The following is a 14,037-nucleotide window of genomic DNA, read 5'->3' as shown; positions in this document are numbered from 1 at the left end:
TATCGCCTGACACACCACATTCGCGAGCAAGCCCGCTCCCACAATGGGTTTTGTGGATAGCCTCAGGTTGGGAGCCTGTCCCCGCATCCCGCCACAGCTTTACTTGTCCCGACGCCCTCACCCGTGTAGAAAGCCCTTCCACAAAATTCTGCACAAGGACTTTCGATGAAGGCGTTGCCATGGCTCTATCTGGCACTTCTCAGCCTCGGTTATGGATTGGCGTTAAGCTTTGGCCAACTCGGCTGGCTCGCGCTGATCTCCGTGGGACTATTGCTGTTGACCGGTTTCGCCGTGCGCCAACAGCAGGTGCCGGTGGCGCGCCTGTTGGGGCATGCCGTGTTCATCTTCCTCGCGCTGTCGCTGGCGCTGCACTGGTTGCCGGGATTCGCCAACGGCCGGGCCATCGCCCCGCTGCGTTTTACCGACGACGCCGTGCCGTTTGCGATGTACCTGAATCTGGACAAACCCTTGATCGGCTTCTGGCTGTTGCTCGCCTGCCCGTGGATTGTCGCGGCACGCTCGCTGCGTCCGACGGTGTACGCCAGCGTCCTCGCCCTGACCTTGAGCGCCGTCCTGGCGCTGGGCGGCGCACTGTTGTTCGGCATGATTGCCTGGGCGCCGAAGTGGCCTGATCAGGCATGGCTGTGGCTGCTGAACAATCTGCTGTTGGTGACGCTGGTCGAGGAAGCGCTGTTTCGCGGCTATATACAGGGCGGTTTGAGCCGCCTGTTCAAGCACCTGCCGCACGGCGACAACCTCGCTCTGCTGCTGGCGTCGCTGATCTTTGCCCTGGCGCATGTGGGTGCCGGCTGGCACTGGGTGTTGCTGGCGGGTCTGGCGGGTGTCGGCTATGGTCTGGCCTACCGTTTCGGTGGCCTTGCGGCGGCGATCGCCACACATTTCGGGCTGAACCTGCTGCATTTTGCGCTGTTCACCTATCCGATGCTGGCCGGTTGAAGCAAGAGCGGTTTTGCGACGCCGTACTTATATCTGAAAAAAAACTTCAATAATTTCCTGACAGCGCCGACAACCTTTCAAAGCCTTGCGGATTGAAAAACCATGCGTAATAACCAGCCCATTACACAACGCGAACGGACTTTCCCGGCTCAGCAGCGGTTGATTTCCACAACCGACGCTAAAGGCGTGATCACTTACTGCAACGACGCTTTCGTCGAAATCAGCGGGTTTTCGCGTGAAGAGCTGATCCGTGCGCCGCACAACCTGGTTCGTCACCCTGACGTCCCGGCTGCGGTGTTTTCGCACATGTGGGGCACACTGAAACAAGGCTTGCCATGGATGGGCATTGTCAAGAATCGCTGCAAATCCGGTGACCACTACTGGGTGAATGCCTACGTGACACCGGTGTTCGACGGCAATCAGGTGATCGGTTACGAGTCGGTGCGGATCAAACCCACCGCCGAACAGATCCGCCGTGCCGAAGCGCTCTACCAACGCATCAACCAGGGCAAGTCGGCAATTCCTTCCAGCGACAAATGGCTGCCGGTGCTGCAGGACTGGCTGCCATTCATACTGGTCAGCCAGTTGAGCTTCGTGATCGGCGCAACCCTGAACTCGCACTGGGGCTTCGCCCTGGCAGCGGGCCTCTCGGTGCCGCTGGGCCTGATGGGTCTGCAATGGCAGCAACGCGGGCTCAAGCGCCTGCTGCGCCTGGCCGAGCAGACCACTTCCGACCCGCTGATCGCGCAGATGTACACCGACAGCCGTGGCGCGCAGGCGCGTCTGGAAATGTCGATCCTCAGCCAGGAAGCGCGCCTGAAAACCTGCCTGACCCGTCTGCAGGACACTGCCGAGCACCTGACCGATCAGGCCAAACAGTCCGACGCCCTGGCGCACAACAGCTCCAGCGGTCTGGAGCGCCAGCGCGTGGAAACCGAACAGGTCGCCACCGCCGTCAACCAGATGGCCGCCACCACGCAGGAAGTGGCCAGCCACGTACAGCGCACAGCCGACGCCACCCAGGAAGCCAATCGCCTGACCGGTCGCGGCCGCGACATCGCCGGGGAAACCCGCGAAGCCATCCAGCGCCTGTCGGTGGTGGTCGGCGAAACCGGCCTGACCGTCACCCAACTGGCCAAGGACAGCGACGAAATCGGCGGCGTGGTCGACGTGATCAAAGGCATCGCCGACCAGACCAACCTGCTCGCGCTCAACGCCGCCATCGAAGCAGCACGTGCCGGCGAGATGGGCCGTGGCTTCGCCGTGGTAGCTGACGAAGTGCGCCAACTGGCGCAACGTACCAGCGAATCCACCGGCCAGATCCACGCCCTGATCGCCAAGCTGCAACAGACCGCGTCCAGCGCCGTGCAAACCATGGAAGCCGGCCATCGCCAGGCGGAAGAAGGTGTGGCGCGGGTACTGGAAGCGGATCAGGCACTGGTCGGCATCAGCGAAGCAGTGGCCAACATCACCGACATGACCACCCAGATCGCCGCGGCGACCGAAGAGCAAAGTGCGGTGGCTGAAGAGATCAGCCGCAACATCAGCAACATTTCGGAACTGGCGGATCAGACCTCGGAACAGGCGCATAACTCGGCGTTGCTGAGTGAAGAGCTGACCAAGACGGCGAATACTCAGTATTCGTTGGTGGAGCGGTTTAACCGCTAAAAGCAAAACTCTTGCTGGTCTCCCCGCAAAAAACCCGGACAGCGAAAGCTTCCGGGTTTTTTTTGCTTGTGCACCTGTCAGATCTGACAGTAGACGCACCGTTATCCGAGCGGGTATCAAGAGAAATCGTAATTGCAGTCGGTTGTAACACCTCCTCTTACTCGAAAAGGCAGGTTTAACAATGACCACTCACGTTATGTTTCTCCCGAAAAAACCACTCGTCAGTGATGACAGGTTTCAATGGAGATTGGGCGGTAAACGGAACACAGCGAAATTCAGATCTTTCTATCAGGACGAGTTCTTGGGTCAGCGGTATTGGTCCATCAGTGGTGGAACAGGAAATTTCGACGATGAAAGCTATTTTTCGTTCTCCATGACGCTGCCCTACCAATCCGATGAGGCACTCACGGGCGTCTATAACCTCGACGACGGGCTGACATTTGTCCACAGCCATTGGATCCCTGCGCCGCCGGGATTTATCGGAATGGCTTCGGTGGACGCCGACTCGGCGATCCTCAGCGTTAAATATGATGCTGAAACGGATATCGCTACGGGATCATTCGAGGCCGTGTTCAAAAGTCATCGCTATCGCCTGAATCCCAAGGGGACTTTCACCATGACGAGACTGAGACCGTCGGATGCTGGCTAGATCTGGCAGGGGTGCTCGCTGCAACTCCGGAGGAGTACCCCTTCAATGTAATTTGCAAGAATGACTCCTTGAAGCTGCCGCAGGCTGCGATCTTTTGATCGTGAAAAACCGGTTAGCGAAAGCCTCCGGGGTTTATTGCTTGTTTGAAATGGATGGCGCTTGGAAGACAGCTTTCGCGAGCAGGCTCGCTCCCACAGTAGGGCCGGGTACTTCAGTAAGGAATTGGTCGGCTGTCAGGCCGCCATCGCCAGCAGGCGGGTTCCCACACAAAAGCAAGAGCAGAACGCGCACCGCTCTTGCTCCTCACCACTCAACACGATGAGCGTTAGCTCGAGTACCGCTTTTGATCTTGATCCACAGGCGACATCGGAAGGCTGAGCGGAGGGATTCATCCGGGGGTGGGAGCGCAGCGACCGTTTGGCGAAGCCAAACACAGCGAGAGGAGGTGCAGCGAAGCAAACCGTAGGCGCTGCGCCCGGATGGATCCCGGAGCGAAGGAACCCCGAGCCCCAGCGAGCGGGCCGAACGTAGGAGCAAGCGTTTTTTTGCTTACTTTTTTTAGGCGCTTGTAAAAAAAGTGAGTCGCCGTAAGGGCGAAACCCTAAGTCGCCGTTACCGCAGCAACGGATATACCCCCCAACCAAACCTCAACGAAGAAACCCGGCAACCTTCTCCACCGCCGAAGCCAAATGGTCCGAATGCGTAAACCCGGAAACCTTGAGCGGCTTCAAATCATGATCCCCAGAGGCTAACCAAAACACCTCAATACTCGGCGATAGATCGTAAGCCTCGACAGCGTCCCGATTTCCGAGAGCATCCCGCTCGCCCTGAACAATCAACGTCCGAGTCCGCAAAGAAGCCAAATGCTCAACCCGCGGTTTCTCAGGTTTCCCAACCGCATAAAACGGATATCCAAGACAGACAAGCGCATCGGCGCCCAACTCGTCAGCTAAAAGACTGGCCATCCGCCCGCCCATGGACTTACCACCGATGGCCAAAGTCCCAGCGACATGACGTCGCACTTCAGCGAACACTTCGCGCCAGCACTCAAGCAGTTTCGGCGCCGGATTAGGCGGCCGTTTACTGCCATCCACCCGCCGCTGCGCCATATACGGAAACTCAAACCGCAACACATTCACCCCAAGTGCAGCAAGGCGCCCAGCCATATCCGTCATCCACTCACTGTCCATCGGCGCCCCTGCCCCATGCGCCAGGATCAAAGTCGCCGAAGCCTCGCCCGACGCGGCATCCCACAACCACCCATGATCCCGCACGCACTGCGCCCATTGATCCCCGTCAATACTGGCCTTGTGCTGTTTGTCCATGCTTGCCTCGCTTTTAGTCTGCCTATAACTCCAGGCGAAGGATTCGCGGCGTTTTCTGCGCGCGCTCACTTCGGCTGAACCGTGGATGGGGAACCATGAACACTTCTATCAGTACCGCCTACAACTACAAGGTGGTCCGCCAATTCGCCATTATGACGGTGGTGTGGGGCATCGTCGGCATGGGGCTCGGGGTTTTTCTCGCGGCCCAATTGGTCTGGCCGGAACTCAACTTCAATTTGCCCTGGACCAGTTTCGGCCGCCTGCGCCCGCTGCACACCAACGCGGTGATCTTCGCGTTCGGCGGCTGTGCCTTGTTCGCCAGTTCGTTCTACTCGGTGCAGCGCACCTGCCAGACGCAATTGTTCGCACCGAAAATCGCCGCGTTCTGCTTCTGGGGCTGGCAACTGGTGATTCTATTGGCGGCGATCAGCCTGCCACTGGGTTACACCAGCTCCAAGGAATACGCCGAGCTGGAATGGCCGATCGACATTCTGATCACCATCGTCTGGGTCGCCTACGCCATCGTGTTCTTCGGCACGATCATGCAGCGCAAGACCAAGCACATCTACGTCGGCAACTGGTTCTTCGGCGCGTTCATCATCACCGTGGCGATCCTGCACATCGTCAACAACCTTGAGTTGCCGGTGAGCCTGACCAAGTCCTACTCGGTGTACGCCGGTGCAACCGACGCGATGGTGCAATGGTGGTACGGCCACAACGCCGTGGGCTTTTTCCTCACCGCCGGTTTCCTCGGGATGATGTACTACTTCGTGCCGAAACAGGCCGAACGTCCGGTGTATTCGTATCGCCTGTCGATCGTGCACTTCTGGGCGCTGATCACCCTGTACATCTGGGCCGGCCCCCACCACCTGCACTACACCGCGCTGCCGGACTGGGCACAGTCGCTGGGGATGGTGATGTCGCTGATTCTGCTGGCACCGAGCTGGGGCGGCATGATCAACGGCATGATGACCCTCTCGGGCGCCTGGCATAAGCTGCGCAGCGACCCGATCCTGCGCTTCCTCGTGGTGTCGCTGGCGTTCTACGGCATGTCGACCTTCGAAGGTCCGATGATGGCAATCAAGACCGTCAACGCCCTCTCCCACTACACCGACTGGACCATCGGCCACGTACACGCCGGCGCCCTCGGCTGGGTGGCGATGATCTCGATCGGCGCGCTTTACCACATGATCCCGAAAGTCTTCGGCAAAGAGCAGATGCACAGCATCGGCCTGATCAACGCGCACTTCTGGCTCGCGACCATCGGCACCGTGCTCTACATCGCCTCGATGTGGGTCAACGGCATCGCCCAGGGCCTGATGTGGCGCGCAGTCAACGAGGACGGCACGCTGACTTACTCCTTCGTCGAAACCCTGGTGGCCAGCCACCCTGGCTTCATCGTGCGTCTGGTGGGTGGGGCGATCTTCCTCAGCGGCATGTTCCTGATGGCTTACAACACCTGGCGCACCGTGCGGGCCTCGCAGCCTGCTGACGTCGTTGCTGCCGCGCAGATGGCCTGAGGAGTCCGCCATGAAACACGAAACGATTGAAAAGAACGTCGGCCTGCTGATGCTGCTGATGGTGTTCGCCGTGAGCATCGGCGGCCTGACCCAGATCGTCCCGCTGTTCTTCCAGGACGTCACCAACAAACCGGTGGAAGGCATGAAGCCCTACACCGCGCTGCAACTGGAAGGCCGCGATATCTACATCCGCGAAGGCTGCGTCGGCTGCCACTCGCAGATGATCCGCCCGTTCCGCGCCGAAACCGAACGCTACGGGCACTACTCGGTGGCCGGTGAGAGCGTATGGGATCACCCATTCCTCTGGGGTTCCAAGCGTACCGGGCCAGACCTGGCCCGGGTCGGCGCGCGTTACTCGGACGACTGGCACCGCGCGCACCTGTACAACCCGCGCAACGTGGTACCGGAGTCGAAAATGCCGGCCTACCCGTGGCTGGTGACGCAAGCGGTCGACAGCAGCCACACCGAAACCAAGCTCAAGACCATGCGCACCCTCGGCGTGCCGTACACCGACGACGACATCAGCGGCGCGGTCGCCAGCCTCAAGGGCAAGACCGAAATGGACGCCCTCGTCTCCTACCTGCAAGTGCTCGGCACTGCGATCAAGAGCAAGAGGTGAGCCATGGTCATTGAAATGAGCACAGGCCTCATACGTGGCCTCGGCACGGTCGTGGTGTTCGTCGCCTTCGTCGGTCTGACCTTGTGGGTGTTCAACCGCAAGCGCACCCCGGAATTCGCCGAAGCGCGCCTGCTGCCGTTCGCCGACGAGCCGCAACCCGACATTACCCAAGCACCTGAAACAAGGAGTACCCGGCCATGACCACCTTCTGGAGTACGTGGATCTGCGTACTGACCATCGGCAGCCTGATCGGCCTGACCTGGCTGCTGATCGGCACCCGCCGGGGCGAGACCAAGGGCAGCGTCGACCAGACCATGGGCCACAGCTTCGACGGCATCGAGGAGTACGACAACCCGCTGCCGCAGTGGTGGTTCATGCTGTTCGCCGGCACGCTGGTGTTTTCCGTGGGCTATCTGATCCTGTATCCGGGCCTCGGCAACTGGAAAGGTATTCTGCCCGGCTACGAGGACGGCTGGACCGGCGTGCACGAGTGGGAAAAGGAAATGAACAAGGCCGACGCCAAATTCGGGCCGATCTTCGCCAAATTCGCCGCCATGCCGGTGGAGGAAGTAGCGAAGGATCCGCAGGCGCTGAAAATGGGTGGCCGGTTGTTCGCCTCCAACTGCTCGGTGTGCCACGGCTCCGACGCCAAAGGCGCTTTCGGCTTCCCTAACCTAGCCGACAAGGACTGGCGCTGGGGCGGTGACGCCGAGACCATCAAGACCACCATCATGGGTGGGCGGATGGCGGCGATGCCGGCCTGGGGCGAAGTGCTCGGCGAAGCCGGGGTGAAGAACGTCGCGGCGTATGTGCGTCACGAACTCGCGGGCCTGCCGCTGCCTGCCGACAGCAAGGCTGACCTGCAAGCCGGACAGCAAGCGTTCAGCACCACCTGCGTAGCCTGTCATGGGGCAACCGGCCACGGCACTGAAGCCATGGGTGCGCCGAATCTGACGCACCCGGCCGGATTTATCTACGGCACCAGCCTGACACAGCTTGAGCAGACCATACGCCACGGTCGCCAGGGCCACATGCCAGCGCAGAACGAACTGCTGGGCAACGATAAAGTGCAATTGCTAGCTGCCTATGTGTACAGCCTGAGCCATGGATTGAATACAGATAAGCTGATTACTGAAGACAACAAATAGTAATCATTGCACACACCTCTGCCGCACCATTCTCGGTGCGGCAGCATCCCGCCCCTTTGCGACGCATTGTCGCACCCCGTCACACCCTCTCCTTTCGGTTCCCCGGATTCGGGTCTACGCTTGCTCGATGCGGACTGGCTTGTGCTGGTTCCAGGTCAACGCTGACTGCTGTGTTCTGCGAACCGGCTGACTGATGTGGCCGCAAACGCCGGTAGATACCGGCTGTCGTGCCATTTACCGTCCGTCACCCGAACTGAGCGTTTGAACACACCCCGTTACAAGCGACCTGATCCCCTCGCTTTTTTCGTCCGCTGCGACATTTTGTCCGAGGCCAATTTTGACCTTACGCGGCGTATGGAAAGGCCGCAGAATCAGCGTTGGAAAGCATTGACCCAGGTCATGGCGCGTTGCAATGACCCCCTGCTCTCTGCATACTTGCGGCCGATTTTAATCCTAATAAAACACCCAAACCGTGGAACCTTAGAATGAGCACAGCAATCAGTCCGACTGCTTATAACTATAAGGTAGTCCGCCAGTTCGCCATCATGACGGTGGTCTGGGGGATCCTTGGCATGGGGCTCGGTGTCTTCATCGCCTCGCAACTGGTCTGGCCGGAGTTGAACTTCGGTCTGCCGTGGACGAGCTTTGGACGCCTGCGCCCGTTGCACACAAACCTGGTGATTTTCGCCTTCGGTGGTTGTGCACTGTTTGCCACTTCCTACTATGTCGTGCAGCGAACCTGCCAGACGCGACTGATCTCCGACAGCCTTGCCGCCTTCACCTTCTGGGGCTGGCAGGCGGTCATCGTCGGCGCCATCATTACCTTGCCGCTGGGTTACACCACCACCAAGGAATACGCCGAACTGGAATGGCCGCTCGCCATTCTGCTGGCCATTGTCTGGGTCTCCTACGGGCTGGTGTTCTTCGGCACCATCACCAAGCGCAAGACCAAACACATCTATGTCGGTAACTGGTTCTACGGCGCGTTCATCGTCGTGACCGCAATGCTGCACATCGTCAACCACGCCTCCCTGCCGGTGAGTTTCTTCAAGTCCTACTCCGCCTATTCGGGCGCGACCGACGCGATGATCCAGTGGTGGTACGGCCACAACGCCGTGGGCTTCTTCCTGACCACCGGCTTCCTCGGGATGATGTACTACTTCGTGCCGAAGCAGGCCGAGCGTCCGATCTACTCGTATCGCCTGTCGATCGTGCACTTCTGGGCGCTGATCACCCTGTACATCTGGGCCGGTCCGCACCACCTGCACTACACCGCACTGCCGGACTGGGCACAGTCGCTGGGCATGGCGATGTCGATCATCCTGCTGGCGCCAAGCTGGGGCGGCATGATCAACGGCATGATGACCCTCTCGGGCGCCTGGCATAAGCTGCGCACCGACCCGATCCTGCGCTTCCTCGTGGTGTCGCTGGCGTTCTACGGCATGTCGACCTTCGAAGGTCCGATGATGGCGATCAAGACCGTCAACTCGCTCTCGCACTACACCGACTGGACCATCGGCCACGTCCACGCCGGCGCTTTGGGTTGGGTGGCAATGATTTCGATCGGCGCGATCTACCACATGATCCCGAAACTGTTCGGTCGTGCGCAGATGCACAGCGTCGGCCTGATCAACGCGCACTTCTGGCTCGCAACCATCGGTACCGTGCTGTACATCGCCTCGATGTGGGTCAACGGCATCACTCAGGGTCTGATGTGGCGTGCAATCAACGATGACGGCACCCTCACCTACTCGTTCGTCGAAGCGCTGCAGGCCAGCCACCCGGGCTACATCGTCCGTGCCCTGGGCGGTGCTTTCTTCGCCAGCGGCATGTTCCTGATGGCTTACAACGTCTGGCGCACCGTGCGCGCCTCGAACGCGGCTGAAGCCGAAGCCGCCGCCCAGATCGCTGTTGTTGGAGCTCACTGATGAAGCATGAAGCTGTCGAGAAGAACATTGGCCTGCTGGCCTTCTTCATGGTCATCGCCGTCAGCATTGGCGGCCTGACCCAGATCGTTCCGCTGTTCTTCCAGGACGTCACCAACAAGCCGGTCGAAGGCATGAAGCCGCGTTCGGCACTGGAACTGGAAGGCCGCGACGTCTATATCGCCAACGGTTGTGTCGGCTGCCACTCGCAGATGATCCGTCCGTTCCGCGCTGAAACCGAACGCTACGGCCACTACTCGGTCGCCGGTGAAAGCGTCTGGGACCACCCGTTCCTGTGGGGTTCCAAACGGACCGGCCCGGATCTGGCTCGCGTGGGCGGTCGTTACTCCGATGACTGGCAGCGTGCGCACCTGTACAACCCGCGCAACGTGGTACCTGAGTCGAAAATGCCGGCTTACCCGTTCCTCGTGGAAAACAAGCTCGACGGCAAAGACACGGCCAAGAAAATGGAAGTGTTGCGCACGCTCGGCGTCCCTTACACCGACGAAGACATCGCCGGTGCAAAAGATGCCGTGAAGGGCAAAACCGAAATGGACGCGCTGGTGGCCTACCTTCAGGGCCTGGGCACCATCATCAAAAGCAAACGGTGATTCTTCATGGATATCGGGATGATTCGCGGCCTGGGCACCGTCGTCGTGATGGTGGCCTTCATCGGTTTGGCGTTGTGGGTATTCAGCCCCAAGCGCAAGTCGGAGTTTGAAGACGCAACCTTGCTGCCTTTTGCGGATGATCCCGAAGCCATCAAGCACGTCGAGCAAGCTTCTAGGAGTAACAAAGAATGACTACATTCTGGAGTCTGTACGTCACAGTCCTCAGTCTCGGTACGATCTTCGCCCTGACCTGGCTGCTGCTGTCGACCCGCAAGGGCCAGCGCAGCGAACAGACGGACGAAACGGTCGGCCACTCCTTCGACGGGATCGAGGAGTACGACAACCCACTGCCGAAATGGTGGTTCATGCTGTTCGTGGGCACCATCGTGTTCGCCCTGGGTTATCTGGTGCTGTACCCGGGCCTGGGCAACTGGAAAGGCCTGCTGCCGGGCTACAACTACCTCGATAACGACAAGCAGACCGCGTTCGCCAACGGCCAGACCGGCTGGACCGGCGTGCATGAGTGGGAAAAGGAAATGGCCCGCTCGGACGCCAAGTTCGGTCCGATCTTCGCCAAGTTCGCGGCGATGCCAATCGAAGAAGTGGCCAAGGATCCGCAAGCACTGAAGATGGGCGGCCGTCTGTTCGCCTCCAACTGTTCGGTATGCCACGGTTCCGACGCCAAGGGCGCCTATGGCTTCCCGAACCTGACCGACGCCGACTGGCGCTGGGGCGGCGAGCCGGAAACCATCAAGACCACCATCATGGGCGGTCGACACGCGGTGATGCCGGCCTGGGCCGAAGTCATTGGCGAACAAGGCGTAGCCGATGTCGCAGCCTTCGTGGTGACCCAGCTCGATGGCCGCAAACTGCCGGAAGGCACCAAGGCTGACCCGGCCAACGGCCAGAAACTGTTCGCCGCCAACTGCGTGGCCTGCCACGGTCCAGCAGGCAAAGGCACCCCGGCCATGGGCGCGCCTGACCTGACCCACCCGGCCGCGTTCATCTACGGTTCGAGCTTCGCCCAACTGCAGCAGACCATCCGTTACGGCCGTCAGGGCCAGATGCCGGCGCAGGAACAACTGCAAGGCAATGACAAGGTGCACCTGCTGGCAGCGTACGTGTACAGCCTGTCCCACGGTGAAAAAGCGCCGGAGGCCGAGGCGCAATAAGGCCAGGGCTTGATGTAATGAAGAATCCCCCGCCAGTGCTCTGGCGGGGGATTTTTTTATGGGTTACTGGCCCAGATCGACTTCACCGGCACGGTGGCCACCGGCGTACGTTTGCGCCACTGATTGTCCTCGACCAGACTCACCTCCAATTGCTTGCGATCCTTGGAAAAAGTGGCGGTCAGGTACGTCTGCTGAGAAGCTGAACCGCTGAGAAACATCGGCACGCTCCCCATATAGGTTTGGCTACCACCCTCGTCGTGGAAGTGGCCGGCGAACATCGCCGTCACCTGATACTTTTCAATCATTTCGCGAAAGCGCTTCTCTTGATCCCAACTGCCTTTCCACTCATAGGGCTTGTGCATGTTGATAATGATCGCGTAGCCCTGCGCTCGCGCTATTCGCAAATCATTTTCCAGCCAGTCCAGCGACGCCGTGATATCGAATGTGGTCGGATTCAACGCGTGAGAAATCTTCACCGCATAAGTGGGTTCATTGTTCAACTGCACCAGATGCACTTCACCCACATTCTTTGAATAAGCCAGACTACCCAGATAGTGTTTATTCACAAAGCTGCCGGTGACTTCCAGATCAAATTCATCGACTTTACCGACATGATGATCACGGTAATCAACAATACTGCCCGCTGCGCAACTTTCACTGAAACAGTCATTCACGTTGTTCTGGTAGTCGTGATTGCCCAATCCGTAGAGCACGTGATCGCCAAAGTGTTTCTTAAGCATCGAACCGATGAAAGAGCGCTGCCAGCCGTGGCCAAACGCGGTCATGTCACCGTTGATCATCAATGGCACCGCAGCCTGCCCGCCCATCTCGGTGCGGAACTGGGCAATGCTCGCGAACTGGGTTTCCACCAGCCATTTCGCGCGTTTTTCGAAATCCGCGCTCGATTCATCCTCGCCACTGTCCGACTTTTCTGTCCACGGGTATTGCGGGTCTGATGCAAATACCATGTGCTGCGGCATACCTTCATTGGCACTGGTGAGAGAAGTCAGGGACACCAGACACAGACAAGCGAAAAGCTTTTTAACTTCCTTGGTTTTCATAACACTCCATTATTTCGTTAAATTTCAAAACATAAACATGCAACTAGCACGCTGCAGAACAGCCACTAAGCTATTCGAAAAAAACAAGAAAGCAAAACCCATCAATTAACTAATTATATTTCTGGAATATTGAAATCGCCTTCGAAATTAATACTTTGAGACACATGCCTGATGGACTCGATTCGCTATGCTCTGTAGGGTCGTCCACAGCCCGTTGACCCTCATCGGAGCCACTTCAAGGATGAAGCCGCTATGTTGAATGACAGCAAAAACCCTCTCCCGGTTGATCAGAAACTCACAGACAACGATCAGACAATCGATCCATCGAACCACCCCGTGGAATCGATTGCCGTGACACTGGGTAATCCGTTGCAACCCGACTCCAGAAGCACCACAAAGCCCCACAGAAATACCGGCAGTCTCGAGAGCCTGGGCGGCGGCAGACTTCCCTGAGTATTGAAGCCACGTCTGAATCAATCCGAGCCGGCCTGCGCCTTTTGCGAGGCTGGCTCGACTATGCCAGCCACGGACCGACCCACGGACGGCTGAGTTCTGTCTTCCTTGATTGCCGCCCCCAAGGCGAAGTAGTAACGTTGCTACATCTGTTTTGCGAGAGGTCAACCATGATGGCAATCACCACCATCTCCAGCCGTGAATTCAATCAGGACACCAGCAGCGCCAAAAAGGCTGCGCGTCTGGGTCCAGTGATCATCACCGACCGTGGCAAGGCCTCTCATGTCCTGTTGAGCATTGAGGAATATCAGAAACTGAGCGGCGCAAACACGAGCATTGTCGATTTGTTGGTCATGCCGGAGGCTGCCGACATCGATTTCGAAACCGAGCGCGCAGTCATCATTCATCGTCCCGTGGATCTGTCCTGATGTATTTACTCGACACCAATGTGATTTCCGAACTTCGCAAGCCGCAGGCCGATGCCAATGTGGTCAGTTGGGCCAAAGGCGTCATCGCCCCGCGCCTGTACATTTCCGCCATTACTTTGAAAGAACTGGAAACCGGAGTACTGCGAATGGAACGGCGTGATCCTGCTCAAGGAAAGCTGTTGCGCAGTTGGCTGACGCGTCACGTCATTCCGGCATTCGAAGCCCGAATCCTGCCGGTTGATGCCGCGGTGGCACTGCGTTGTGCCAGCCTGCATGTACCCGACCAGGCCAATGAAAGCGATGCATTGATCGCTGCCACGGCCCTGGTGCATGGACTCACGGTGGTCACGCGCAATGTCGGTGATTTCCGCTTGAGCGGCGTCGCCCTGATCAACCCATGGGAACATTGAATTAGCCGCCACCCCAAAACCGTCCATACTCAACAAGTCAATTGATCTGCATCAGGCTTTGCTGCATTCGCTACACCAATAATGCTTTTTC

General features: G+C 58.8%; 15 protein-coding genes. 13 read left to right on the top strand and 2 right to left on the bottom strand.

The features are described from left to right. Positions 1-165: 165 nt before the first annotated feature. The 3 genes from ACOYXG_RS08880 to ACOYXG_RS08870 all read left to right on the top strand — a co-directional run bounded on the left by ACOYXG_RS08880 (position 166) and on the right by ACOYXG_RS08870 (position 3,274). The gene (locus ACOYXG_RS08880; protein WP_460357078.1) at positions 166-957 is read left to right on the top strand and encodes a lysostaphin resistance A-like protein; all 792 of its coding nucleotides are present in this window, start codon (positions 166-168) and stop codon (positions 955-957) included. Between the two features lie 102 nt (positions 958-1,059). Continuing rightward, positions 1,060-2,625: a methyl-accepting chemotaxis protein gene (locus ACOYXG_RS08875; RefSeq protein ID WP_400758582.1), complete on the top strand. Its 1,566-nt coding sequence runs from the start codon at positions 1,060-1,062 to the stop codon at positions 2,623-2,625. Positions 2,626-2,806: 181 nt separating this feature from the next. After that, the gene (locus tag ACOYXG_RS08870) at positions 2,807-3,274 is read left to right on the top strand and encodes a hypothetical protein (protein WP_097087656.1); all 468 of its coding nucleotides are present in this window, start codon (positions 2,807-2,809) and stop codon (positions 3,272-3,274) included. Positions 3,275-3,921: 647 nt separating this feature from the next. Here ACOYXG_RS08870 and ACOYXG_RS08865 read toward each other — a convergent pair. Next, a complete protein-coding gene (locus ACOYXG_RS08865) occupies positions 3,922-4,599 on the bottom strand; it encodes an alpha/beta family hydrolase (RefSeq protein WP_027613247.1) in 678 nt (225 codons plus the stop codon). 95 nt (positions 4,600-4,694) lie between these two features. Between ACOYXG_RS08865 and ccoN (ACOYXG_RS08860) the strand changes: the two genes are divergently transcribed. The 8 genes from ccoN (ACOYXG_RS08860) to ccoP (ACOYXG_RS08825) all read left to right on the top strand — a co-directional run bounded on the left by ccoN (ACOYXG_RS08860) (position 4,695) and on the right by ccoP (ACOYXG_RS08825) (position 11,594). Continuing rightward, positions 4,695-6,119 (top strand): cytochrome-c oxidase, cbb3-type subunit I, encoded by a 1,425-nt coding sequence (gene ccoN / locus ACOYXG_RS08860; RefSeq protein ID WP_047293096.1) that lies wholly within the window; start codon positions 4,695-4,697, stop codon positions 6,117-6,119. A 10-nt stretch (positions 6,120-6,129) separates the two neighbouring features. Then, positions 6,130-6,738, top strand: a complete 609-nt coding sequence (gene ccoO / locus ACOYXG_RS08855; protein WP_003223389.1) for a cytochrome-c oxidase, cbb3-type subunit II — start codon at positions 6,130-6,132, stop codon at positions 6,736-6,738. 3 nt (positions 6,739-6,741) lie between these two features. Continuing rightward, positions 6,742-6,939 carry a cbb3-type cytochrome oxidase subunit 3 gene (locus ACOYXG_RS08850; protein ID WP_097087655.1) on the top strand — a complete coding sequence of 66 codons (198 nt, stop codon included), beginning with the start codon at positions 6,742-6,744 and terminating at the stop codon, positions 6,937-6,939. Continuing rightward, the gene (gene ccoP / locus ACOYXG_RS08845; RefSeq protein ID WP_097087653.1) at positions 6,936-7,886 is read left to right on the top strand and encodes a cytochrome-c oxidase, cbb3-type subunit III; all 951 of its coding nucleotides are present in this window, start codon (positions 6,936-6,938) and stop codon (positions 7,884-7,886) included. The genes ACOYXG_RS08850 and ccoP (ACOYXG_RS08845) overlap by 4 nt, the downstream gene beginning before the upstream one ends. Before the next feature lie 485 nt (positions 7,887-8,371). Beyond that, positions 8,372-9,814 (top strand): cytochrome-c oxidase, cbb3-type subunit I, encoded by a 1,443-nt coding sequence (gene ccoN, locus ACOYXG_RS08840; protein ID WP_007969186.1) that lies wholly within the window; start codon positions 8,372-8,374, stop codon positions 9,812-9,814. After that, positions 9,814-10,422 (top strand): cytochrome-c oxidase, cbb3-type subunit II, encoded by a 609-nt coding sequence (gene ccoO / locus ACOYXG_RS08835; RefSeq protein WP_024164411.1) that lies wholly within the window; start codon positions 9,814-9,816, stop codon positions 10,420-10,422. The genes ccoN (ACOYXG_RS08840) and ccoO (ACOYXG_RS08835) overlap by 1 nt, the downstream gene beginning before the upstream one ends. A gap of 6 nt (positions 10,423-10,428) precedes the next feature. Continuing rightward, entirely contained in the window at positions 10,429-10,614 is a 186-nt protein-coding gene (locus tag ACOYXG_RS08830) for a CcoQ/FixQ family Cbb3-type cytochrome c oxidase assembly chaperone (protein WP_003175465.1), read from the top strand. Beyond that, positions 10,611-11,594 (top strand): cytochrome-c oxidase, cbb3-type subunit III, encoded by a 984-nt coding sequence (gene ccoP, locus ACOYXG_RS08825; protein WP_096797659.1) that lies wholly within the window; start codon positions 10,611-10,613, stop codon positions 11,592-11,594. Before ACOYXG_RS08830 ends, ccoP (ACOYXG_RS08825) begins: the two co-directional genes overlap by 4 nt. A 56-nt stretch (positions 11,595-11,650) precedes the next feature. On the opposite strand, the gene ACOYXG_RS08820 is transcribed toward ccoP (ACOYXG_RS08825), so the two are convergent. Further along, positions 11,651-12,655 (bottom strand): metallophosphoesterase family protein, encoded by a 1,005-nt coding sequence (locus ACOYXG_RS08820; RefSeq protein WP_097087651.1) that lies wholly within the window; start codon positions 12,653-12,655, stop codon positions 11,651-11,653. A 626-nt stretch (positions 12,656-13,281) separates the two neighbouring features. Here ACOYXG_RS08820 and ACOYXG_RS08815 point away from each other — a divergent pair. Both ACOYXG_RS08815 and ACOYXG_RS08810 read left to right on the top strand, forming a co-directional pair. After that, positions 13,282-13,536, top strand: coding sequence for a type II toxin-antitoxin system Phd/YefM family antitoxin (locus ACOYXG_RS08815; RefSeq protein ID WP_047599120.1), 255 nt, complete (start codon positions 13,282-13,284; stop codon positions 13,534-13,536). Next, positions 13,536-13,946 carry a type II toxin-antitoxin system VapC family toxin gene (locus tag ACOYXG_RS08810; RefSeq protein ID WP_097087649.1) on the top strand — a complete coding sequence of 137 codons (411 nt, stop codon included), beginning with the start codon at positions 13,536-13,538 and terminating at the stop codon, positions 13,944-13,946. Before ACOYXG_RS08815 ends, ACOYXG_RS08810 begins: the two co-directional genes overlap by 1 nt. Positions 13,947-14,037: the final 91 nt, after the last annotated feature.

The organism is Pseudomonas sp. G3-39, assembly GCF_054790485.1.
This window is presented reverse-complemented; position numbering and strand designations above follow the sequence as displayed.